At 67.9% G+C, this 21,952-nt stretch carries 21 protein-coding genes and 1 riboswitch; of the genes, 11 read left to right on the top strand and 10 right to left on the bottom strand.

Annotation, left to right across the window (positions count from 1 at the left end; genetic code table 11):
- Positions 1 to 57 precede the first annotated feature (57 nt).
- From C2U58_RS14755 to C2U58_RS14745, 3 genes are read left to right on the top strand one after another with little or no spacing between them, the layout of a single operon-like run.
- Positions 58 to 1,140 carry a class I SAM-dependent methyltransferase gene (locus tag C2U58_RS14755; RefSeq protein WP_102946540.1) on the top strand — a complete coding sequence of 361 codons (1,083 nt, stop codon included), beginning with the start codon at positions 58 to 60 and terminating at the stop codon, positions 1,138 to 1,140.
- Positions 1,137 to 1,841 (top strand): pseudouridine synthase, encoded by a 705-nt coding sequence (locus tag C2U58_RS14750; protein ID WP_102946539.1) that lies wholly within the window; start codon positions 1,137 to 1,139, stop codon positions 1,839 to 1,841. Before C2U58_RS14755 ends, C2U58_RS14750 begins: the two co-directional genes overlap by 4 nt.
- Positions 1,838 to 2,518 (top strand): HAD family phosphatase, encoded by a 681-nt coding sequence (locus tag C2U58_RS14745; protein WP_102946538.1) that lies wholly within the window; start codon positions 1,838 to 1,840, stop codon positions 2,516 to 2,518. The genes C2U58_RS14750 and C2U58_RS14745 overlap by 4 nt, the downstream gene beginning before the upstream one ends.
- Before the next feature lie 57 nt (positions 2,519 to 2,575).
- Here C2U58_RS14745 and fabB read toward each other — a convergent pair whose 3' ends face one another.
- Positions 2,576 to 3,784: a beta-ketoacyl-ACP synthase I gene (gene fabB, locus C2U58_RS14740; RefSeq protein WP_070208983.1), complete on the bottom strand. Its 1,209-nt coding sequence runs from the start codon at positions 3,782 to 3,784 to the stop codon at positions 2,576 to 2,578.
- Positions 3,784 to 4,299: a 3-hydroxyacyl-[acyl-carrier-protein] dehydratase FabA gene (fabA, locus tag C2U58_RS14735; RefSeq protein ID WP_102946537.1), complete on the bottom strand. Its 516-nt coding sequence runs from the start codon at positions 4,297 to 4,299 to the stop codon at positions 3,784 to 3,786. The genes fabB and fabA overlap by 1 nt, the downstream gene beginning before the upstream one ends.
- A gap of 242 nt (positions 4,300 to 4,541) precedes the next feature.
- On the opposite strand from fabA, the gene dinB reads away from it, so the two are divergent.
- A complete protein-coding gene (gene dinB / locus C2U58_RS14730) occupies positions 4,542 to 5,621 on the top strand; it encodes a DNA polymerase IV (protein WP_102946536.1) in 1,080 nt (359 codons plus the stop codon).
- Positions 5,622 to 5,870: 249 nt separating this feature from the next.
- On the opposite strand, the gene C2U58_RS14725 is transcribed toward dinB, so the two are convergent.
- Positions 5,871 to 6,509, bottom strand: a complete 639-nt coding sequence (locus C2U58_RS14725; protein ID WP_102946535.1) for an NAD(P)H-binding protein — start codon at positions 6,507 to 6,509, stop codon at positions 5,871 to 5,873.
- Between the two features lie 129 nt (positions 6,510 to 6,638).
- On the opposite strand from C2U58_RS14725, the gene gph reads away from it, so the two are divergent.
- Positions 6,639 to 7,289, top strand: coding sequence for a phosphoglycolate phosphatase (gene gph, locus C2U58_RS14720; RefSeq protein WP_102946534.1), 651 nt, complete (start codon positions 6,639 to 6,641; stop codon positions 7,287 to 7,289).
- A gap of 69 nt (positions 7,290 to 7,358) precedes the next feature.
- Here gph and btuB read toward each other — a convergent pair whose 3' ends face one another.
- A complete protein-coding gene (gene btuB, locus C2U58_RS14715) occupies positions 7,359 to 9,200 on the bottom strand; it encodes a TonB-dependent vitamin B12 receptor (RefSeq protein WP_102946533.1) in 1,842 nt (613 codons plus the stop codon).
- 119 nt (positions 9,201 to 9,319) lie between these two features.
- A riboswitch (cobalamin riboswitch) is annotated at positions 9,320 to 9,545 on the bottom strand.
- Positions 9,546 to 9,627: 82 nt separating this feature from the next.
- Here btuB and C2U58_RS14710 point away from each other — a divergent pair.
- Complete coding sequence (locus C2U58_RS14710; protein WP_102946532.1) at positions 9,628 to 10,206, top strand: histidine phosphatase family protein; 579 nt, start codon at positions 9,628 to 9,630, stop codon at positions 10,204 to 10,206.
- A 28-nt stretch (positions 10,207 to 10,234) separates the two neighbouring features.
- Here C2U58_RS14710 and C2U58_RS14705 read toward each other — a convergent pair whose 3' ends face one another.
- Together C2U58_RS14705 and C2U58_RS14700 are read right to left on the bottom strand one after the other, a co-directional pair.
- Positions 10,235 to 10,600, bottom strand: a complete 366-nt coding sequence (locus C2U58_RS14705; RefSeq protein WP_102946531.1) for a TfoX/Sxy family protein — start codon at positions 10,598 to 10,600, stop codon at positions 10,235 to 10,237.
- Complete coding sequence (locus C2U58_RS14700) at positions 10,597 to 11,079, bottom strand: GAF domain-containing protein (protein WP_102946530.1); 483 nt, start codon at positions 11,077 to 11,079, stop codon at positions 10,597 to 10,599. Before C2U58_RS14700 ends, C2U58_RS14705 begins: the two co-directional genes overlap by 4 nt.
- 96 nt (positions 11,080 to 11,175) lie before the next feature.
- On the opposite strand from C2U58_RS14700, the gene bioD reads away from it, so the two are divergent.
- Positions 11,176 to 11,859, top strand: coding sequence for a dethiobiotin synthase (gene bioD / locus C2U58_RS14695; protein WP_102946529.1), 684 nt, complete (start codon positions 11,176 to 11,178; stop codon positions 11,857 to 11,859).
- 7 nt (positions 11,860 to 11,866) lie between these two features.
- Here bioD and msrA read toward each other — a convergent pair whose 3' ends face one another.
- The 3 genes from msrA to msrB form a co-directional block, all read right to left on the bottom strand.
- Positions 11,867 to 12,604, bottom strand: coding sequence for a peptide-methionine (S)-S-oxide reductase MsrA (msrA, locus tag C2U58_RS14690; protein WP_102946528.1), 738 nt, complete (start codon positions 12,602 to 12,604; stop codon positions 11,867 to 11,869).
- 14 nt (positions 12,605 to 12,618) lie between these two features.
- Positions 12,619 to 14,397, bottom strand: a complete 1,779-nt coding sequence (locus C2U58_RS14685; protein ID WP_102946527.1) for a cytochrome c biogenesis protein DipZ — start codon at positions 14,395 to 14,397, stop codon at positions 12,619 to 12,621.
- A gap of 75 nt (positions 14,398 to 14,472) precedes the next feature.
- Positions 14,473 to 15,012 (bottom strand): peptide-methionine (R)-S-oxide reductase MsrB, encoded by a 540-nt coding sequence (gene msrB, locus C2U58_RS14680; RefSeq protein ID WP_102946526.1) that lies wholly within the window; start codon positions 15,010 to 15,012, stop codon positions 14,473 to 14,475.
- Positions 15,013 to 15,159: 147 nt separating this feature from the next.
- Here msrB and C2U58_RS14675 point away from each other — a divergent pair, with 147 nt between their 5' ends.
- From C2U58_RS14675 to C2U58_RS14665, 3 genes are all read left to right on the top strand, one after another.
- The gene (locus C2U58_RS14675) at positions 15,160 to 15,882 is read left to right on the top strand and encodes a response regulator transcription factor (RefSeq protein ID WP_102946525.1); all 723 of its coding nucleotides are present in this window, start codon (positions 15,160 to 15,162) and stop codon (positions 15,880 to 15,882) included.
- Positions 15,879 to 17,348 carry a HAMP domain-containing sensor histidine kinase gene (locus C2U58_RS14670; protein ID WP_102946524.1) on the top strand — a complete coding sequence of 490 codons (1,470 nt, stop codon included), beginning with the start codon at positions 15,879 to 15,881 and terminating at the stop codon, positions 17,346 to 17,348. Before C2U58_RS14675 ends, C2U58_RS14670 begins: the two co-directional genes overlap by 4 nt.
- A 150-nt stretch (positions 17,349 to 17,498) precedes the next feature.
- Entirely contained in the window at positions 17,499 to 18,602 is a 1,104-nt protein-coding gene (locus C2U58_RS14665; protein ID WP_102946523.1) for an alpha/beta hydrolase, read from the top strand.
- A 187-nt stretch (positions 18,603 to 18,789) separates the two neighbouring features.
- Here the strand turns inward: C2U58_RS14665 and queD are convergent, their stop codons facing one another.
- A complete protein-coding gene (gene queD, locus C2U58_RS14660) occupies positions 18,790 to 19,143 on the bottom strand; it encodes a 6-carboxytetrahydropterin synthase QueD (protein ID WP_070207058.1) in 354 nt (117 codons plus the stop codon).
- A gap of 152 nt (positions 19,144 to 19,295) precedes the next feature.
- Here queD and C2U58_RS14655 point away from each other — a divergent pair, with 152 nt between their 5' ends.
- On the top strand, positions 19,296 to 21,938 hold the full coding sequence (locus C2U58_RS14655) for a TonB-dependent receptor (protein WP_102946522.1): 2,643 nt from the start codon (positions 19,296 to 19,298) through the stop codon (positions 21,936 to 21,938).
- The last annotated feature ends 14 nt before the right edge of the window (positions 21,939 to 21,952 follow it).

Raw genomic sequence — 21,952 nt, 5'->3', positions numbered from 1 at the left:
CGAGGCGGATCGGGCAAAACGTTAGAATGGCGGTCACTTTTCAAGATCTGCCCCCGCATGGCTGCCCAGCACGACGCTCCCCTGGAAACCCTGTTCCTGCCTTTCGGCGGCGCGCTCACCTGGCCGGCCGGTCCGGTGCTGTTCCTGCGCGCCCGCGACGGTTGGCCGCTGCGTGAACGCGCGCAGCCGGGCCAGCTGGTCTGCGAACAGAGCTTCCGCCCGTTCGCCGACGCGCTGGAAGCCAGTGGCTGGACCGTGCGTGATGAGCAGCAGCTGGGCGAGGACGCGACCCGCTACGCCGTGGTGCTGGTGCTGCCGCCGCGCCAGCGCGAGGAAGCCCGCGCCCTGTTTGCCCGGGCCCTGGCCCTGGCCGCCCCGGGCGGCATCGTGGTGGCCTGCCAGCACAACAACGAAGGCGCGCGCTCCGGCGAAGGCGACCTGCAGCAGCTGGCCGGGCTGGGCGGCAAGATGACCAAGAACCACTGCCGGGTGTACTGGACCGCGCCGCTCAACGGCCAGCACGACGCCGCGCTGGCCCAGCGCTGGGCCGCGCTGGACGCGCCGCGCGCGATCCTGGGCGGGCGCTTCCAGAGCCGCCCGGGCATCTTTGCCTGGGACCGGATCGACCCGGCGTCCGCCCTGCTGGTGGAGCAGCTGCCGGCCGACCTGGCCGGGCGCGGCGCCGACCTCGGCTCCGGCTACGGCTACCTCTCCACCGAGGTGCTGCAGCGCTGCCCGCAGGTGACCGGGCTTGACCTGTTCGAGGCCGAAGGCCGCGCGCTGGCGCTGGCCCGGGAGAATCTGGAAAAGCTGGCGTCGCCGGCCAAGCTGGGCTTCCACTGGCACGACGTCACTGCCGGCATTACCGGCCAGTACGACTTCATCGTGACCAACCCGCCGTTCCACACCCCGTCGCGTGGCGACCGCCCGGACATCGGCCGTCGCTTCATTGCCGTGGCCGCCGAGGCGCTGCGCCCGGGTGGTCGGATGTGGCTGGTAGCCAACCGCCACCTGCCGTATGAGCAGATCCTCAATGAAAGCTTTGGCGACGTTCGCGTCGCCGCCGAGCGCGATGGCTTCAAGCTGATCGAAGCGACCAAGGCGAAGGCGGCTCCGGTCCGCAGCGGGAAGCGCGCATGAAGCTGGTGAAGCTGCTGGCCAACCTCGGCTATGGCAGCCGCAAGCAGGTCCAGCTGATGTTCCGCGAGGGCCTGGTGACCGATGCGGAAGGTGAGGTGCTGTATGCCGACGACCAGGTGGAGCACGCCGCGATCCGGGTGGAAGGCGAGCCGCTGGATCCGCCGGCGGGGCTTACGTTGATGCTGCACAAGCCGCGCGACTACACCTGTTCGACCAAGGACAAGGGCCGGCTGATCTACGACCTGCTGCCGCCGCGTTACCGCGAGCGCTCGCCGCTGCTGTCGTCGGTGGGCCGGCTGGACCGCGACACCAGCGGGCTGCTGCTGATGACCGACGACGGCGCGCTGCTGCACCGGATCGTCTCGCCCAAGTCGCGCCTGGACAAGGCCTACCAGGTGACCCTGGCGCAGGACCTGCACGGCGACGAGGCCGCGCGTTTCGCCAGCGGCAGCTTGATGTTGGAATCAGACGACAAACCGCTGCTGCCGGCCGAGCTGCACGTGCGCTCGCCGCGCGAGGCCGAACTGGTGCTGCATGAAGGGCGTTACCACCAGGCACGGCGCATGTTCGCTGCCGTGGGCAACCACGTGCAGGCGCTGCACCGCAGCCGCATTGGCGGGCTCTCGCTGGGCGACCTGCCGGAAGGCGAGTGGCGCATCCTCGATGCGGCCGACCTGGAAACGCTGTTCAACGTGCCATGACCATGATCCCCGCGCTGCCGTTCCTGCCCGAGGCGGTCATCTTCGACATGGATGGCCTGATGATCGACAGCGAGCGGGTCTCCATCGCCTGCTGGTCGCAGGCGGCGCAGGAGCTGCAGCTGCCGTTCGCGGATGACTTCTGGCTGGGGCTGGTCGGGCTGGGCGACCGCGACTGCGAACAGCTGCTGCTGCAGCACATCCGCGCCGACCAGGTGGCCGCGTTGTACGCGCGCTGCCACGACCTGTACGAAGCGCGCACCCAGCAGGGCCTGCCGCTGCGCCCGGGCATCATGGAGCTCCTGCAGCTGCTGCAGGCGCACGGCATTCCGCGCGCGGTGGCCACCTCCACCCGGCAGCCGCGCGCCAACCGCAAGCTGGCTGCGGCCGGCCTGCTGCCGTACTTCGACCACGTGGTCACCAGCGATCAGGTCGCCCACCCCAAGCCGGCGCCGGACATCTACCTGCTGGCCGCGCACAAGCTGGGCAAGGACCCCGCGCGCTGCCTGGCGCTGGAAGACTCCCCGGCCGGTACCCGCGCCGCGCTCGCCGCCGGCATGACCGCGATCCAGGTGCCCGACCTGGTGCACCCGGACGAAGCGCTGCGCGCCCTCGGCCACCGCATCGTGAATTCCCTGCACGACGCCCACGCATTGCTGCTGCCGCTGTTGTCGCGCTGAGTCGCGTGCACAAAAAACCCGGCACATGGCCGGGTTTTCTGTGGATGCGGGCCGGAATTACACCCGGCCAAACACCAGCGCCGCATTGGTGCCGCCAAAGCCGAAGCTGTTGGACATCACCGTGTTCAACTGCACGTCCTGGCTCTCGCGCACGATCGGGAACCCTTCCACGGCCGGGTCCAGTTCGCCGATGTTGGCCGAACCGGCCATGAAGCCATCGCGCATCATCAGCAGGCAGTAGATCGCTTCATGCACGCTCGCCGCGCCCAGCGAATGACCCGACAGCGCCTTGGTCGAGGACAGCGGCGGAATCGATTCGCCGAACACTTCGCGCACCGCCTTCAGCTCGGTGACGTCGCCCAGCGGGGTCGAGGTGCCATGCGTGTTGAGGTAGTCGATCGGACCACTCACATCCTTCATCGCCATGTGCATGCAGCGCACCGCGCCCTCACCGGACGGGGCGACCATGTCGGCACCGTCGGAGGTCACGCCGTAGCCGATCAGCTCGGCGTAAATGCGCGCGCCACGGGCAACAGCGTGGTCGTAGTCCTCCAGCACCAGCATGCCGCCGCCACCGGCGATGACGAAGCCGTCGCGGTCCTTGTCGTACGGGCGCGAGGCAGTAGCCGGGGTCTCATTGAAGCGGGTCGACAGCGCGCCCATCGCATCGAACATCACGCTCATCGACCAGTGCAGGTCTTCACCGCCACCGGCGAACATCACGTCCTGCGCGCCATGACGGATCAGGTCCGCGGCGGCGCCGATGCAATGTGCCGAGGTCGCGCACGCGGCCGACAGCGAATAGCTCAGGCCCTTGATCTGGAACGCGGTGGCCAGGCACGCCGACACGGTCGAGCACATCGTGCGCGGCACCATGTACGGGCCGACCTTGCGCACGCCGCGCGCGCGCAGGATGTCGGCCGACTCCACCTGCCACTGGCTGGAACCGCCGCCGGAACCGGCGATCAGCCCGGTGCGCGGATTCACCACCTGCGACTCGTCCAGGCCGGCGTCGGCGATGGCGTCGCGCATGGCGATGTAGGCGTAGGCCGAGGCATCGCTCATGAAGCGCTTCAGCTTGCGGTCGATCTGCGCGTCCAGGTCCAGCTCGACGTTGCCGCCGACGTGGCTGCGCAGGCCGGCTTCGGCATGGTCGGGCAGGTTGCGGATGCCGGGACGGCCTTCACGCAGTGCGGCGGACACGGTGTCCAGATCGTTGCCCAGGCACGAGGTGATGCCCATTCCGGTAATGACGACACGACGCATCAGAAGTTCTCGGTGGAAGTGAACAGACCTACGCGGAGGTCCTTTGCGGTATAGATTTCGCGGCCATCGACCAGCATGCGCGCATCGGACTGCGCCATGACCAGCTTGCGGTTGATGACGCGGGTGATGTCGATTTCGTAGGTGACGAGCTTGGCGTCCGGCAGCACCTGGCCGGTGAACTTCACTTCACCGCAACCCAGTGCGCGGCCACGGCCGGGCGCGCCCAGCCAGGTGAGGTAGAAGCCGGTGAGCTGCCACATCGCGTCCAGGCCCAGGCAACCGGGCATCACCGGGTCACCGATGAAATGGCAGCCGAAGAACCACAGGTCGGGGCGGATATCCAGCTCAGCGCGCACGTAGCCCTTGCCGTGTGGACCGCCTTCATCGCGGATGTCGGTGATGCGGTCGAACATCAGCATCGGATCGTTGGGCAGGCGACCGCTGCCCGGCCCGAACAGTTCGCCACGGGCACTGGCCAGCAGCTGTTCGCGCGAGAACGCGTGGAGACGAGTCATGGAAAACGCAATCCTGAGGAAGGTGACATCGTGTTGGCGCCGGCCCGGAGGCGGCTGTTGGTTGCCAATGAAAGTGCCCAAGAGTGCAGCGTATTTTTCATTCAATCAAACGTTTTAACCGTACGCCGGCGTAGTGTTTTCAGCTTGAAAAACGCATGTTGTTGTTATGAAAAGACCATACCCAGGCGTGTGGCTGTAATCTGTTCATATCTTTCTTCCGCCCTGGGCCTTGAGCCACCGCCGTGTCCGCACAACGCAAGATCATCCACGTCGACATGGACGCGTTCTACGCGTCGGTGGAGCAGCGCGACGATCCGTCGCTGCGCGGCAAGCCGGTGGTGGTGGCGTGGAAGGGTGCGCGCTCAGTGGTCTGCGCGGCTTCCTACGAGGCGCGCGTGTTCGGGATCCGCTCGGCGATGCCCGCGCTGCGCGCCGAACGGCTGTGCCCGGACGCGGTGTTCGTGCCGCCCGATTTCGTGCGCTACAAGGCGGTATCGCGCCAGGTGCGCGAGATCTTCCTGCGCCACACCGACCTGGTGGAGCCGCTATCGCTGGACGAGGCCTACCTGGACGTGACCGTGCACAAGGGCGGCATGACCGTGGCGACCGAGATCGCCCAGCAGATCCGCGCGCAGATACGTGAAGAGACCCAGCTCACCGCGTCGGCAGGCATCGCGCCGAACAAGTTCCTGGCCAAGATCGCCTCGGATTGGCGCAAGCCGGACGGCCAGTTCGTGGTGCCGCCGCACCGGATCGAGCAGTTCCTCACCCCACTGCCGGTGAAGCGCGTGCCGGGCGTGGGCAAGGTGATGGAGGGCAAGCTGGCCGAGCTTGGCATCGTCACCGTCGGCGACCTGCGCGCGCTGCCGCTGGAGCTGCTGGAAGCGCGCTTCGGCAGCTATGGCGGCAGCCTGTACCGGCGCGCGCGCGGCATCGACGAGCGGCCGGTGGAGCCGGACCAGCAGGTGCAGTCGATTTCCTCTGAAGACACCTTCGCCGAGGATCTGCCGCTGGAGGCGCTGGAGCCGGCCATCGTGGAACTGGCGGGCAAGACCTGGCAGGCCACGCGCAAGACCGAGCGGGTGGGGCACACGGTGGTGCTGAAGTTGAAGACCTCGCAGTTCCGCATCATCACCCGCAGCTTCACCCCGGAATCGCCGCCGGAAACGCTGGAAGAGCTGCGCGACATCGCGCTGGCACTGCGCGCGCGGGTAGACCTGCCGGCGGAGACGCGCTATCGCCTGGTGGGCGTGGGGTTGGGGGGATTCCGCGAACGTGAAGGCGTGATGCAGCTGGGATTGTTCGATCCGCTGAACGGGTGACCGTGGGCGTGCTTGTCGGGTGGGTGCTGCTTCGATCCGGGGTCATGCCTTCGCCGGTGTGATCACCGTTATCGGCGGTCGATTGGGACGCGACCCTACCGGGGAAATCCCGCTGCGTCCGAACGACCGCGCGCGCTCAGCGCAGGCGAAAAACTGCCGGTAGGGTCGCACCCCAGTCGACCGCCGATGGCAGGGCAACGCGCGGTAGGGCATGACCCCCAATCGAGTCTGCACGTCGCCCCACCGACCTCAATACGCCACGGTCGCCACCTGCTTCACATACTGCGGCGACTCGATCTCGCTGACGAACGCATCGGCGTAGTCCGCGTAACTGATCCGGCTGTGCCCATCGGCGCCGACCAGGAACTGCGTCGCCTGCGTACGGAACCCACCCTTCTGCGGCCCCGGGCCGATTTCGGCGGCCGGCGAATAGAACGTCCAATCCAGGTCGTCCACCTTCTGCAGCAGGTTGAACGCTTCACGCGCGGCCAGCGCCACCGGCTTGTATGCGTCCGGAAAGCCCTCGGTGTCCACCAGCTGCACGCCCGGGGCGACTTCCAGGGTGCCGGCGCCGCCGACCATCAGGAAGCGCGGCACGCCAGCCTGGCGGGCGGCCTTGACCAGTTGAGCGGTCACCGTGGTTACGGTGGACGGGTCGTCGCCCGGCCGCGGGCCGAACGCGCTGGCCAGCACGTCATGGCCAGCGATGGCGGCCGCCAGGGCGTCGGTGTCGTCCAGCGCGGCCACGGCCAGCTGCGCGCCGTCCAGTTCGGCAGGGAGGTCCGTCTTACGGCGCACGATGGTGGTGACCTGATGGCCGCGGGCCAGGGCCTGGCGGGTGATTTCACGGCCGATGTTGCCGGTGGCACCAACGAGGGCAATCTTCATGGGGCGACGTCCGTAGCGGGGAGGAAGGCCAGCTTATGCCTCGGCAATCGGGGAAACACCACCGGCAGTGGTCCGATTCGTTGCACGGGTGCGCACTTACAATGGGGATTCCCCACGCAAGGCTCCCCCGTGTCCTATCCCTATCCGCTGGTCATCTTCGACCTCGACGGCACGCTGGTCGACAGCGCCGCCGATATCGCCGAAGCGCTCAACCGCACCCTGGAAGACTGGCAGCTGCCGCGCGTGCCCGAAGCCACGGTGCTCACCTGGATCGGTGACGGCGTGCGCCGGCTGGTGGAACAGGCCTTCACCGCCGCCCACAGCGACATCGACCTTGCGAAGGTGATGCCCGGTTTCATGCGCCACTACGAGGCCTGCCTGCTGCGCAGCCCGCGCCTGTTCGATGGGGTGGTGCCGGCGCTGCAGGCACTGCAGGCACGCAACGTTCCGCTGGCGATCTGCACCAACAAACCGGTGGCCATGGTCGGCCCGCTGCTCGCGCACCTGGGCGTGCAGGACTATTTCGCCAAGGTGCTCGGCGGCGACTCGCTGCCCGAACGCAAGCCCAATGGCGAACCGCTGCGGCACATCGCGGCCGCGTTCGATGTCGCGCCCGAAGCGGCGCTGATGGTCGGCGACTCGATCACCGATTACCGCGCCGCCGTCGACGCACGCATGCCCGTCGCGCTTGTGCGATACGGCTATCCGCGTGGCCTGGACCTGGAAAATGTAGAAGCAGTAGCGGTGATGGACAACCTGCAGGAACTGCTGGATCTGTAGTGCCGGCCGCTGGCCGGCAACCCGCAACCTCTGGCCGGCACCTCTCGATGCCGGCCAGCCCGAATAGCCTTACTTCGGCTGGTACCGCACGCTCAACCGGTACTCACGCCCCGGCTGATTGAACCACGCCACGGTCTCGTACTCGCGGTCGAACAGACTGCTCACCCGACCCAGCACCGACCAGTCGCGGTTGATCGCATACTCCAGGCGCAGGTCCACCGTGCCATAGCCCGCCAGCCGCACCGTGTTGTCGGCATTGTCATACCGCTTGCCCGAACCGGTCGCGGTGACACCGGCGCGGAAGTCGCCGAAGCGGCGGTCGATATCCAACCGCGCCGTATCCTGCGCGCGGCGCGCCAGCCAGTTGTCGAACTGCGCGCTGCCGTCGGTGCGGTTGCGCGGGTCGGTATGGCTCAGCTGCGCATTGAAATCGAACCCGGCCAACGTGATGAAGCCCGTCAGCTCGGCACCCCGAATACGCGCCTTCTCCACCTGCGACATCATGAAGGTGGTGGCGTCATAGGTGATCAGGTCGTCGATGCGGGTTTCATACACATCCAACCCCCAACGCCAGCCATCGCCCTGCTGCGCAACGCCGAGGTTGGCGCTCTTCGACTTCTCCGGGTCCAGCCCCGGCACACCGCTCCACGGGTCGTACAGGTCGCTGAAGGTCGGCGCCTTGAACGCGGTACCGTAGCTTGCGTTCAAACGGAAGCCGCGCGCCAGGTCCATGCCCCAGCCCAGGCTGCCGGTGGTGTGGTTGCCGAACTGCTCGTTGTCGTCGTTGCGCAGGCTGGCCTGCAGCTGGTGCGCACCGAAACGGCCCTGGTACTGCACGAACACGCCGGTGTTGTCGCGGCTGTCGACCAGATACCCCGCGCTGCTGCCGTCCAGGTTGTCCTGGCTCCAATCCACGCCGGCGCTGAGCAGCTGGCCCTCGGCGATGCCCACATCGGCCTGCACCGAAGCACTGTCGCGGTGGGTCTGTGCCGCGCCCAGCCAAGTGCTGTCGTTGTAGTTGTCCGACTCGTTGTCGGCGCGGCCGACGTTGGCGGTCAGGGTGAAGCGCTCGCTGGGCGTGTAGCGGACCTTGCCGCCCAGCACCTGCTGCAGCGTTTCAGAGTAGTTGTAGTAGCCGTCGTAATGGTTCTCGCCTTCGGCGCGCAGCGCGGTGCCTTCCACCTGCAGCGTGTCGGTCAGAGAATAACCACCGCGCAGGCTCATCGACAGGTTGCGGTAGCCGTCGCGGTCGGGCTCGTCGGCACCACAGCCGGCGAAGGTGGCTGCATCGCCACGGCAGGCATTGATGCCGTCGGTGTGCTGGTAGGCGATGTCGGTGCCGAACCAGCCGCGCGCGCCGGTGCCGCCGAAGCCGCCGCTGGCTTCACGCAGGCCGTTGCTGCCACCGCCCAGCTGCAGGTGCGGCGCAAAGTCGCCGGCATTGCGGCGGGTGAAGATCTGGATCACGCCACCGATGGCGTCGGCGCCGTACAGGCTGGACTGCGGGCCGCGCACGATCTCCACGCGTTCGATCTGGGCCAGCGGCAGGTCCTGCAGCATGGCCAGGCCAAGGTCGCCGGTGTTGATGCGTACGCCGTCGACCAGCACCAGGGTGTGGGCCGAGTTGGTGCCGCGCAGGAACAGCGAGCTCTGCTTGCCGAGCCCGCCGCTGTTGTTGATGTTGATGCCGGCACGGCCGCGCAGCAGGTCCTGCAGCGACGGCGCCTGGCTGCGCTCGATCTCGGCGCGGTCGATCACCTGCGCCGGCGAGATGCTGTCGTGCAGGGCGATCGGGGTACGCGTAGCGGTGACCAGGATCGGGTCCAGTGCGGCGGCATCGTCCTGGGCGGCCGCCAGCAGCGGCAGCGCCGTCAGTACGGCAAGGGAAAGCGTTTGGATCTGCAGCTTCATCGTTGACTCCATGCACCGCGCACGCCCGCGCGGCAAGATTGGGGGTGGTGGTCAACGGAAGACGCGCGACGGTGGGCAGCGCGCACGGCACTGCTTGCCGCCGCCATGCCCGCCGCATCGCAACCAGTCGTCTTCCAGGCCGGTCTCCGGGCTCGCGGGCCGATGGCGGACCATCGCACCAGGCGCCTTCCCATGCACGAGCACAGTGGCGTATTGCCTGGTGTTCCACGCTTACCGTTGCGGGGGCAGCGCCGGAGTGGCGGCAGGCTGGACCTGTTGCGTCACCGGCTTCCCGTTTCAACCTGCCGGCATGCGCCGCAGGTCACCTGAAAGTGCGCGCAGTGTAGAGCAAACCTTTGCGCCCGGCCCAGTGCAGCGGCGCGACCGGTTAGAATGCGCCTCGCTTTTTGCAGGGGGTGCCGCACCAATGATCCTGGACCTGATCCGGCACGCCGCCACCGGTCGCGACGACCACCTGGACGGACGCACAGATCCAGCGCTGGAAGCCGGCAGCACCGGGGCGCTGTGCGAGCGCTATGCCGACCTCGTGTGGGAGCGGGTGCTGTGCTCGCCGCGCCAGCGCGCCGTGGGCACCGCCGAGGCGCTGGCAGGGCCGCGTGGCCTGGACGTGGAGCCAGACGAGGAATGGGAAGAACTGGATTTCGGCGACTGGGACGGCCAGGCGCTGGATGCGCTGCCGATGCAGGCGCTGTCGGCGTTCCACCTGGACCCGCATGCCAACCCGCCGCCGCATGGCGAGAGCTGGGGGCATTTCGAGCGCCGCATCGCGCGTGCGCTGCACCGCCTGCTGGACGAACCCGATGCCGTGCCGACCGTGGTGGTCAGCCATGGCGGCCCGCTGCGCATGGTGCTCTCGCAGGTCTGCGGCCTGCCGATGGCGATGTGCTGGGCCTTGCGCATCGACCACGGCACCCGCGTGCGGCTGCGCATCGAACGCGACGGCGACGACCTCTGGGGCGAACTACTCGAGCTGCAACAACCGTAGCGACACGCCACGCGTGTCCCACGCAACATCAACCCCGTTCGTCGTCCTCTGAAGCAAACGACGCATCATCCCCATCGTCATCACTGACCACGGTCCGCTCATACACCGGCCCGGATGCCGGCGGCGCCTTCTTCAACGGATTGTCGGCAATGATCGCCTCATACTCCGCCACCAGCGCAGTACGCCGCGCTTCCGGCAACTCCTGCCAATGGCAGTCCTGCAACGCCCCTTCCAGCGAATACAACAGGTTGAGGCTGGGCTTGAACCCCGCGCGACGAACCTTCACGAACGCGCCCACCGCACCGCTGGCGGCCAGGTCCTCGGCCGTGCGCAGACCGACCTGGCGCAGCCAGGCGGCGCTCTTGGGGCCGATGTTGCGCAGCTTCGCGCTCATCCCAGCGCCTCGACGAACACCGCGGCAATCGCTTCCAGCCCTGCCTGGTCGTCCGCGTCGAAGCGCGACAGCACCGGGCTGTCCAGGTCGAACACGCCGACCAGTGTGTCGCCCGTGAACAGCGGCACCACCAGTTCCGAGCGCGATGCCGAATCGCAGGCGATGTGGCCCGGGAACGCATCCACGTCCTCTATGCGCTGGGTCACCCGCTGCGTCGCCGCCGCCCCGCACACGCCCTTGCTGAGCGGAATGCGCACGCAGGCCGGCAGGCCCTGGAACGGGCCAACCACCAGCTCGGTGCCGTCGTAGAAGTAGAAGCCCACCCAGTTCAGCTGCGGCAGGGCGTGATAGACCAGCGCCGACAGGTTGGCGGCATTGGCAATGCGGTCGCGTTCCCCGTGCACCAAGGCGCGGGCCTGGGCCAGCAGCTGGCCGTACTGTTCCGGCTTGCTGCCGGTGAGCGTGGTGGTATCGAACATGCCCGCAGTCTAGCAAGCGGGGCCCGGGACCGGGCCGCCGGGCGCGGAACGCTGCGGTGCCGGTGATAATGCAGGCCCCTGTTCATCGGCCTGGCCATGTCCCCGTCCGCGCTCCCGCCTGCCTTTTACGTCACCGGCACCGACACCGGCATCGGCAAGACCTTCAGCAGCTGCGCCCTGCTGCACGCCCTGCGCCAGCGCGGGCATCGCGCGATGGGCATGAAGCCGGTCGCCAGTGGCTGTGAAGACACCGCTGAAGGCCTGCGCAACGAAGACGCCACCGCACTGCTCGCCGCCAGCCTGCCGACCCCGGCCTACGCCGACCTCAATCCCTACGCACTGCCGCTGCCCCTGGCCCCCGAGCTGGCCGCCGCCGCGGCCGGGGTCACCCTGTCGCTGGCGCCGATCGAGGCCGCCTTCGCGCGGCTGCGCGCCCAGGCCGACACGGTGGTGGTGGAAGGCGTGGGCGGCTGGCTGGCGCCGCTGTCGACCACGCTGGACCAGTCGCACCTGGTACACGCGCTGCAGCTGCCGGTGGTGATGGTGGTGGGCCTGCGCCTGGGCTGCCTGAACCACGCGCGGCTGACCGCGCAGGCGATTGCCGCCAGCGGCGCCACCTGCATCGGATGGATTGCCAACGAGGTGGATCCGCAGATGGAGCGCATCGACGACAACGTAGGCCTGCTGCGCGCGCGCCTGCCGCTGCCGTTCTGGGGCCGCCTGCCGTACGCGCCGGGCGCGGACCCGGCGCAGCTGGCGAGCCACCTGCTGGCCAGCTGAGCCGCTTTCAGCGCACCGACAGCGTCGACGCCAGCCGCGGCTTCTCGCGGTACAGCTGCGGGTACATGCGCTGCAATGCCGCCACCTTGGGCTGGTCGTTGATGCGGATGTACAGGGATTCCGGGTGCAGGGTGAGGTAGTTCTGGTGGTAGCCCTCGGCGGCCTGGAACGGCTTGCCGCCATCGACCGTGGTCACCACCGGCGCCGCATACGCACGCGCCTGCTGCAGTTGCGCGATATACGCCTTGGTGGCATCGCGCTGCGCGGCATCGTCGGCGTACACCGCCGAGCGGTACTGGGTGCCACGGTCCGGGCCCTGGCGGTTGAGCTGGGTGGGGTCGTGCACCACCGAGAAGAACACCTGCATCAACTGGCCGTAGCTCACCTGGCTGGGGTCGTAGGTCACCTGCACCGCCTCGGCATGACCGGTACCGCCGCCGCTGACCCGCGCATAGTTGGCGTCGGCGCGACTGCCGCCGATGTAGCCGGAGACCGCATTGTCCACGCCCTTGATGTGCTGGAACACGCCCTGCACGCCCCAGAAGCAGCCGCCGGCGAACACCACCTGGGCACGTTTGCCCGGCAGCTTCAGATCCGCTGCGCCGCTCGGCGCCGGCACCGCCACCACCTTTTCGGCGCCCGCGGCATACGCAGGACGATCCAGGCTCACCACGGCGGTGACAGTAAGCGTGGCGATCACGGCGGCGATGCCACCGGCCACCAGTTTGTCTACGGAAAGTCGCATGGGTCTCTCCCGGTTCAACCAAAGGTAAAGGCGTAGGCGTGCACGCCGGGGTCAAGGAACTCGATCTCGAAGGTGCGTTCGCCGACATCGCCGTCCTGGCGGATCAACTGGTACAGACGGTGTTCCTTCACCACGCCGCCGCCATCGGCATCGACGTCGCCACCGGCGGCCGCCCCCGGCGCCTGGCCATCCACGCGCACCCGGTAGCGCACCGGCTTGCCGTCCTCGCCGGGCGCCAGCACCAGGTGCAGGTCACGCGCGTGGAAGCGGAATGCGATGCGCCCGCCGGCGCGCTGCAGCTGCGCATCCTCGTCGCCCACCGTCCAGTTCCCGGCCAGCGCCCACTGGTTCAGGGCCAGCGACGGCGGCACCGTGTAATCCGCGGCCTGGTCATTGCGCTGGCCGCCCGGCGAAGCGAAGTTCTCCGCACGCGCATGGCCCAGGTAAGTTTCCGGCGACTTCAGGTTGCGCATGTCGGCCTGCCGCTCCACGCCTTCACGCGGGGCTGCGGCCGCCATGGCCATGGCCTGCGCCGGTTCGTCGGGCAGGGTGGCGCCGTTCTCGCGCAGCAGCTGGCGGATGATCTGCTCGGACTGTTTGTAGTTGCCTTCGCCGAAATGGTGCGCGCGGACCTGGCCCTTGCCGTCGATGAAGTAATGCGCCGGCCAGTAGCGGTTGTTGAAACCGCGCCAGATCGCAAAGTCGTTGTCGATCGCTACCGGGTAGGTGATCTTCAACTCGTCCACCGCGCCCATCACGTTGCGCAGGTTGCGTTCGAAGGCGAACTCCGGCGCGTGCACGCCGATCACCACCAGGCCCTGGTCGCGGTAGCGCTGTTCCCATTCGCGCACGTAGGGCAGGGCGCGCAGGCAGTTGATGCAGGAATAGGTCCAGAAATCGACCAGCACCACCTTGCCACGCAGACCTTCGGCGCTCAGCGGCGGGCTGTTGAGCCAGCCGGTGGCACCGGCCAGCGAGGGCAGCGTGCCTTCCACCGGCAGCGGTGCACCGTCTGATGCATCGGCAGCACGCATCATCATCGCCGGGCCGGCCTGCGGGGTCTGGCCGGGCAGGGTGTCGAGCAGGCCCTGCTCCAGCTTTGCAGTGCTGACCGTGGAAAGACGGGTCAACACGCCGGTATCCCAGCCCATCGCGATGGCGACCACCGCCAGCAACGCGGCCACGCCCAGACCGCGGCGGATCCACTCACCGGCGCCCAGGCGCTGCTTGAGCGCGGTGAACACCCGCCCACCGATCCAGATCGCCAGCGCCAGCGAGGTCGCCGCGCCCAGCGCGTAGGCCAGCAGTAGGCCGCTGGTGCCCACGCTGGCGCCCTGCAGCGCCGCGCCGGTCAGGATCAGGCCTAGGATGGGCCCGGCGCACGGCGCCCACAGCAGCCCGGTGGCCACGCCGATCAGCAGGGAGGTGCCCACCCCGCCACGACCGGCGTCGCTGGCCTTGTCGGCCGACGCACTCAGGCGCGCGCCCAGCCGCTGGAACGGGGAGAGCATGCGGTCGGCCAGGGTGGGCCACAGCAGCGCCAGCGCGAACAGCGCCATCACCACCAGCGCGATCCAGCGCCCGACCTGGTTGGCCTGCGCCACCCACTGGCTGCCCACGGCCGCCAGGCTGGCCACCACCGCGAACATCAGCGCCATGCCGACCAGCAGCGGCAGCCCGCTGCGCAGGAACGGGCGGTCCGAGCGCGCGAACACGAACGGCAGCACCGGCAGGATGCACGGGCTGAGGATGGTCAGTACGCCGCCAAGATAGGCAAGAACAAGCAGAAACATCAGTGAGTCCTTATAAACGGATGGATCGCGAATCCCCGAGGTAGAGCCGGGCTCTGCCCGGCTGCTTCGCCGGCGCTACGTGCGGTTGGAAATCCGCACCCGTGTCTCGTCGTCAGCGGCGACGAAGTTCATCGCCACCCCGTTCATGCAGTAGCGCAGGCCGGTCGGGCGCGGGCCGTCGTCGAATACATGGCCCAGGTGCCCACCACAGCGCCGGCAGTGCGCCTCCACCCGGACCATGCCCAGCGTGGTGTCGCGGTCCTCGGCCACCGCGTTGTGCAGCGGCGCCCAGAAGCTCGGCCAGCCGGTGCCGCTGTCGAACTTGGTGGAGGAGGAGAACAGCGCCAGCCCGCATCCGGCACAGGCGAACGTACCGAGCCGGTGTTCCTTGTTGAGCGGGCTGCTGAAGGGGCGCTCGGTGCTCTGCCGGCGCAGCACCGAATACTGCGCAGGCGTGAGCTGCTCGCGCCATTGCGCGTCGGTGCGCATCACTTCAAAGCGGCGCGAGGCCACCGGAGCGGCCGGGGCGCTGGCGCTGCAGGCGGTGAGCCCGAACAGCCCGGCGGCGGCGCCCAGGGCGCCCACGCCAAGCACTTTGCGGCGGGTGAACTGCATGGCCGATCTCCAGCTCTGGATACGATGGGGCCATGCTGCGCCCCGGCCGATCAACGAATCCTCACGCAGGGTTAAATTTTCCGTGACACATTCAGGTCCGGATCCGACCACAATGCGGCTACCTTCCCGCCACTCCCCCGCGTGCCGATGAGCAGTGCAAAACAGGTCCTGATCGTCGAGGACGATGTCCACATCGCCAACCTGCTGCGCATGCACCTGCGCGACGAGGGCTATGAGGTCACCCACGCCGCCACCGGCGACGAGGGCCTGGCCCTGCTCGAAGCGCAGCCGTGGAGCGCGCTGGTGCTGGACCTGATGCTGCCCGGCGTGGACGGGCTGGAGATCTGCCGGCGCGCACGCGGCATGGCCCGCTACACCCCGATCATCATCACCAGCGCCCGCGCCAGCGAAGTGCACCGCATCCTCGGCCTGGAGCTGGGCGCGGACGACTACCTGGCCAAGCCGTTCTCGATGCTGGAGCTGGTGGCGCGGGTGAAGGCGCTGCTGCGCCGGGTCGAGGCGATGGCGCAGAACGCGCGCATCGACGCCGGTGAACTGGCGGTGGCCGGGCTGCGCATCGACCCGGTTGCGCGCACCGCGCAGGTGGAAGGACGCGCGCTGGAGCTGACCCCGCGCGAATTCGACCTGCTGTACTTCTTCGCCCGCCATCCCGGGCAGGTGTTTTCGCGCATGGACCTGCTCAACCAGGTCTGGGGCTACCAGCACGACGGCTACGAGCACACCGTGAACACCCACATCAACCGGCTGCGCAACAAGATCGAACGCGACCCGGCCTCGCCGCAGCGCATCCAGACGGTGTGGGGTCGCGGTTACAAGCTGGTCGACGGCAACGAGGCGGCGTCGGCATGATCCGCCTGAGTCTTTCCCAGCGCCTGTCGGTGGCGTTCTTCGCGCTGCTGCTGGTGTGCTGCGGCGCGTTGATGGCGATCCAGATGCGCAGCACCCGCGTGCACGAGCAGGAAACCGTGCAGCGGCTCTCGCGCGGGCTGGCCGAACACATCGCACGCAGCGGCGAACTGATGGACGGCGGCGGCATGCGCAGCGGCGAAGTGCGCGCGCTGTTCGGCAAGCTGATGGCGGTGAACCCCAGCGTGGAGGTGTACCTGCTCGACGACCAGGGCCGCATCCTCGGCCACGACGCGCCCAGCGGCCACCTCAAGCGCGACCGCGTGGACCTGGCACCGGTGCAGGCGCTGCTGCGTGACGAGCCGCTACCCATCCTCGGCGACGACCCACGCAGTGAAACCGGCCGCAAGGTGTTCAACGCCGCACCGCTGTTCGTGCAGGGGCGCCAGGCCGGTTACATCTACGTGGTGCTGGTGGGCGAGCAGCGCGAGGCGCTGGCGGCCAACATCGCGGCCAATGCGAGCCTGCGTACCACGCTGTGGTCGCTGGCGATCGTGGCGGTGATCGGGCTGCTGGCCGGCGCGGTGGCGTTCCGGTGGGTCACCCGCCCGCTGCGCCTGCTGACCCGGCGCGTGCAGTCCTTCGACGTGGACGCGGCGGCGCCGGCACAACCGGTACCGCCCACCCCGCTGCGCGCCGGTGAGCGCGACGAGCTGGCGATCCTGCAGCACAGCTTCGGGCACATGGGCCAGCGGCTCAACGACCAGTGGCAGCAGCTGCGCCAGCAGGACCTGCAGCGGCGCGAGCTGGTCGCCAACATCTCGCACGACCTGCGCACGCCGCTGTCGTCGCTGCACGGTTACCTGGAAACGCTGGCGTTGAAGGACGCCACGCTTAGCGCCGAGGAACGGCAACGGTACCTGGCCATCGCCCTGTCGCAGAGCCACAAGGTCGGCCGCCTGGCGCAGGCGCTGTTCGAGCTGGCGCGGCTGGAGCACGGCGGGGTGGTGCTGGACCGCCAGGCGTTCTCGCTGCCGGATCTGGTGCAGGACGTGTTCCAGAAGTTCGAGCTGGCCGCAGAGGCCCGGCGGCAGGCGTTGGTGGCGGAGATCCCACCCGGGCTGCCGGCGGTGGACGCCGACCTGGGCCTGATCGAACGGGTGCTCACCAACCTGCTCGACAACGCGATCCGGCATACCCCTGAAGGAGGGCGCATTACGGTCACGCTGCAGGCGGTGCAGGGCGAGGTCCAGGTCAGCGTGGCCGACACCGGCCCGGGCATTCCGGCGGTGCGTCGCGACGACCTGTTCCACACCCCGCCGGCACTGGGCAGCGACCGCCCGGACAGCGGCGGGCTGGGGTTGCTGATCGTGCACCGCATTTTGCAGCTGCACGGCGGCGAGATACGGTTGATGGAGAGCAGGGAAGGCGCGTTGTTCGTGTTCACGCTGCCTGCTGCCGCGCGTTGATCGATTGACCACGGGATTCCGGCGGGCGCACTACGCCCGCCGGTTGTGCCGGCCGCTGGCCGGCTCCTCATGCTGCCGGGTCCATGCAGAGCCGGCCGGCGGCCGGCACTACGTCGCGCGTGGCAAGATGCCGGCACATCCGGAGGTTACATGCGCACACTCGTCTGCCTGACCCTGCTGCTGTCCCTCGCTGCATCTGTCCACGCCCAATCCTGCCCCGACACCGCCGCCCTCGAACCCGCACGCGCGGTGGTGCGCGACCTGCAGCGGATCACCACGCCCAACGGCATCCAGGAGCATTACGCCACGCCCATTGGCGGCGTTCGCCAATGGCTCACCATCCGCGGTGACGACCGCGCCAACCCGGTCATCCTGTTCGTGCACGGTGGACCCGCCAGCCCGGTCACGCCGAGCATGTGGCAGTTCCAGCGGCCGTTGGAGGAGTACTTCACGGTGGTCGACTGGGACCAGCGCGGTGCGGGTAAAACCTATGCCGAAGCGCCGCCGGAGCAGGTCGCACCGACCCTGACCATCGAACGTTACGTCGATGACGCCATCGAAGTGGCTGAACACCTGCGCACCCACCTCGGCCAGCGCAAGGTGATCCTGATGGCGCACAGCTGGGGGACCATCGTCGCAATGCAGGCGGCCATGAAGCGGCCGGACCTGTTCCATGCCTACGTGGGCATCGGCCAGATCATCAACCAGGTGGAGAACGAGAAGATAAGCTTCGACTACGGATTGGCACAGGCGAAAGCACACGGAAACAGCAAGGCCGTGGCGGAGCTGGAAGCCATCGCGCCGTATCCGGGCAACACCCCGATCACGCGCGAGCGCATCATCACCGCGCGCACCTGGCCGCAGTACTACGGCGGGCTCACCGCCTACCGCGATGATTCGAAGTACTTCTTCGGTGCCGCGAAGCTGTCACCCGACTACACCGACGCCGATCGCTGCAACATCGACAAGGGCAGCGTGCTGTCACTGGGACCGTTGCTGCCGCAGATGCTGAAGGTGGACTTCAACCCGGTCACCCGCTTCCCGATCCCGGTGGTGATGTTCATGGGCCGCCACGATTACACGACGCCGTCCGCGCCCACCGACCGCTGGTTGAAGAACGTGCAGGCCCCCTTCAAGCAGGGCGTGTGGTTCGAGCATTCGGCGCACATGATGCCGTGGGAAGAGCCGGGCAAGACCTTGATGACATTGGTGCAGGTGGTGCGACCGCTGGCGTTGGACGCATCGCCCCGTTGATGCCCGGTGCAAAAAAAAGACCCGACAGAGGGAGGGTTCTGTCGGGTCCTGGATTGCGTGGGGGGAGGGACCCACGCAAATTCCGTTTGATGCAATGCATCATACGCCGATCTTGGTGCATTGCAACAACTAATTTCTGAACCGGCCGGTGTTCCAACTAATCCGTTCAGGAACAAGGGGTTGGCGCTCAGCCGCGGTAACGGCAGCCGGAGGTGCAGGTCTCATGCACGGTCACCTCGCTCAGCGCCGGCAGGCTGGGCTTGAGCTCGTTCCAGATCCACCGCGCCAGCACTTCGCTGGTCGGGTTCTCCAGGCCGGGGATGTCGTTGAGGTAGTGGTGGTCCAGGCGGTCGTAGATCGGCTTGAAGGCCGCTTTGACGTCGCCGAAATCCATGATCCAGCCGGTGTGTTCGCCCGGCTCGCCTTCGACCTTCAGTTCCACCCGGAACGAATGGCCGTGCAGGCGCGCGCACTTGTGGCCCGGCGGCACGTTGGGCAGGCGGTGGGCCGCTTCGAGGGTAAAGACTTTGAAGATTTCCATGCCGCCATTGTACGGCCATCCAACAAAAACATATCCATCCGGATGAAGAGATGTTACTTTTCGTTATATCCGCATGAAGCGATGTTATTGGCCCGTTAAGCCCTTGGCATGGACTACTGCGGAACTCGTCGTCCACCACCCCCACCGAGTTCATGCCCAAGCACACCCTACTTGTAGCGGCGCTTTCCGCCGCTCTGGCTACGCCTTTGCCTGCAGTTGCCGTAGACGCCGCCGCTGACGCCGCCAACGACAGCAAAACCCTCGCCGCCGTTCGCGTTACCGGCTCCAACATCAAGCGCACCGACACCGAAACGGCCAACCCGGTGCAGGTGATCGGCCGCCAGGAGATCGAAGCCACCGGCAAGGCCACCGTGGCCGATCTGCTGCGCTCGATCAGCGCCAACACCGGCAACGCCGCCAACGAAACCACCAACAACGGCTGGGCCTCGGGCTCGGCGGGCATCGGCCTGCGCGGGCTCTCGCAGAAGAACACCCTGGTGCTGCTCAACGGCCGCCGCCTGGCCAACTACGGCTTCCCGGCCGGCGGCCTGTCCGACACCTTCGTCAACCTCAACGCACTGCCGATGGTCGCGGTGGAGCGCATTGAGGTGCTCAAGGACGGCGCCTCGGCCGTGTACGGCTCCGACGCCGTGGCCGGCGTGGTCAACATCATCACCCGGCAGAATTTCGAAGGCGCCGAGCTCGGCGGCAGCGTCGGCACCGCCGACCAGGGCGGGCTGGACGAACAGAACCTCAAGTTCATCGGCGGCATCGGCGACCTTGAAGCGGATGGCTACAACATCCTGGTCAGCCTGGAAGGTTACAACCGCGAACGCCTGGACCAGGACCAGCGCGACCTCACCAAATCCGGCATCTACACCGACAAGCCCGGCGGCCGCTGGAACGGCTGGTCGGCCAAGGGCGCGCGCTTCCTGGTCAACGGCACCTCGGTGCCGATGCTCGACGCCAACGGCCAGTGCCCGGAAAACACCACGCTGGTTGCCAGCGCGCCGATCGACGGCCTGGCGGGCAATACCTGCGGCTACAACCTGGCGCCGTACACCACGCTGATTCCCTCGACCAAGCGCTACCAGGCCTACGTCAACGGCACCTTCAAGGTGAACGACAACGTCGAAGCCTTCGGCGAAGTGATCTACAGCGAAATCAAGGGAGTGTCCTGGTTCGGCAGCAGCCCGTTCTTCACCCTCGAAAGCGGCCGCTTCGCGCTCAACGCCGACACCGGGCTGGCCGAGCCGGTCTCGTCCAACCTGCCGGCGAGCAGCCCGTTCAACCCGTACGGGCGCGCCATCCCGATCGAGTACACCTTCTTCAACCTCGGCCCCAGCTTCAAGACCAACCGCTCCACCGCCTACCGCGGCGTGGTCGGGTTGCGCGGCAGCCTGCAGGACTGGGACTGGGAAGTGGGCGCGTTCGGCGCGCGCAGCAGCGAGCGCGAAACCGTCTCCGGCGGCTTCGCCAACCGCTGGACCCTCGCCGATGCACTGGCCGCCGGCAGCTACAACCTGCTCAACCCCTCGGCCACGCCGCAGGCGGTGATCGACAGCATCAATCTGAGCACGCTGCGTCCGGCCGAGTCGGTGCTGCAGGGCGTGGACGCCAAGATCTCCGGTGGCCTGGGCAGCACCTGGGCCGGCCCGATCGGGTTTGCCGCCGGCCTGGAATGGCGCCGCGAGAAGCTGGACTCGGAAAACCCGTGGCAGATCGACGCCGGCCTGCAGATCCGCCCGGCGATTGCCGAAGTGCATGGCGAACGCAAGGTCACCGCGGCGTATGCCGAAGTCAACGTGCCGCTGGCCGAGCGCCTGGAACTGCAGGCCGCCGCGCGCGCCGACCATTACAGCGACTTTGGCGATGCGTTCTCGCCCAAGCTGAGCCTGCGCTGGCAGCCGTGGGACATCCTGCTGGTGCGTGCGGCGGCGTCCAAGGGCTTCCGCGCACCGTCGCTGTCGGAGAACTCCAACAGCACCAGTATTGCCTACGGCAGCGTGATCGACCCGCGCGACCCGGACGTGCCCGGCTCGCGGCAGAACCCGACCTTCTTCACCGTCGGCAACAGCGACCTCAAGCCCGAGCGCACCAAGAGCTACAACCTGGGCGTGGTGCTGTCGCCGTGGAGCAACACCAGCCTGAGCGTGGACTACTACCGCATCGAACTGGAAAACCTGGTCGGCACCAACAACACCCAGACCCTGGTCACCAACGACGTGCCGGGTGCGGTGACCCGCGACGAGCGCGGCAAGCTGCTGGCGGTGTTCAACCGCTACCAGAACCTGAGCGAGCTGAAGACCTCCGGTTTCGACGTGGAACTGCGCCAGCGCTTCCCGACCGAGCGCGCCGGTGACTTCACCCTCTCCACCGCGTTCACCCACGTGCGCGACTACCGCCGCCCGACCGTGGTCGGTGGCCCGCTGGTGGACTACGCCGGCAGCAATCTCGGCGCCACGCTTCCCGCCAACAAGGCCACCACCTCGCTGGATTGGAACTACCGCGACTTCCGCACCGCGCTGACCTGGTACTACACCAGCGGCTATGACCAGAAGGCGAGCGCTGCGGCCACCTCGGTGCAGGACCGCGTCGACGCGTACAGCCAGTTCGACCTGTACCTGGCCTACACCGGGCTGGAGAAGCTGACCCTGTACGCGAAGATCCAGAACCTGGCCGACGAGGAACCGCCGTACGACGCCTCGTTCCCGGGCATCCGTGCGCCGTACGACTTCAGCCAGTACGACCTGCGCGGTCGCTACTTCACTGTTGGTTTCGATTACCGCTTCTGATTGGGGGTTGCTGT

Source organism: Stenotrophomonas sp. VV52, assembly GCF_002893095.1.
GTDB lineage: Bacteria > Pseudomonadota > Gammaproteobacteria > Xanthomonadales > Xanthomonadaceae > Stenotrophomonas > Stenotrophomonas aracearum.
The sequence above is the reverse complement of the archived record's forward strand: the minus strand, read 5'-3'. Positions and strand labels throughout refer to the sequence as shown.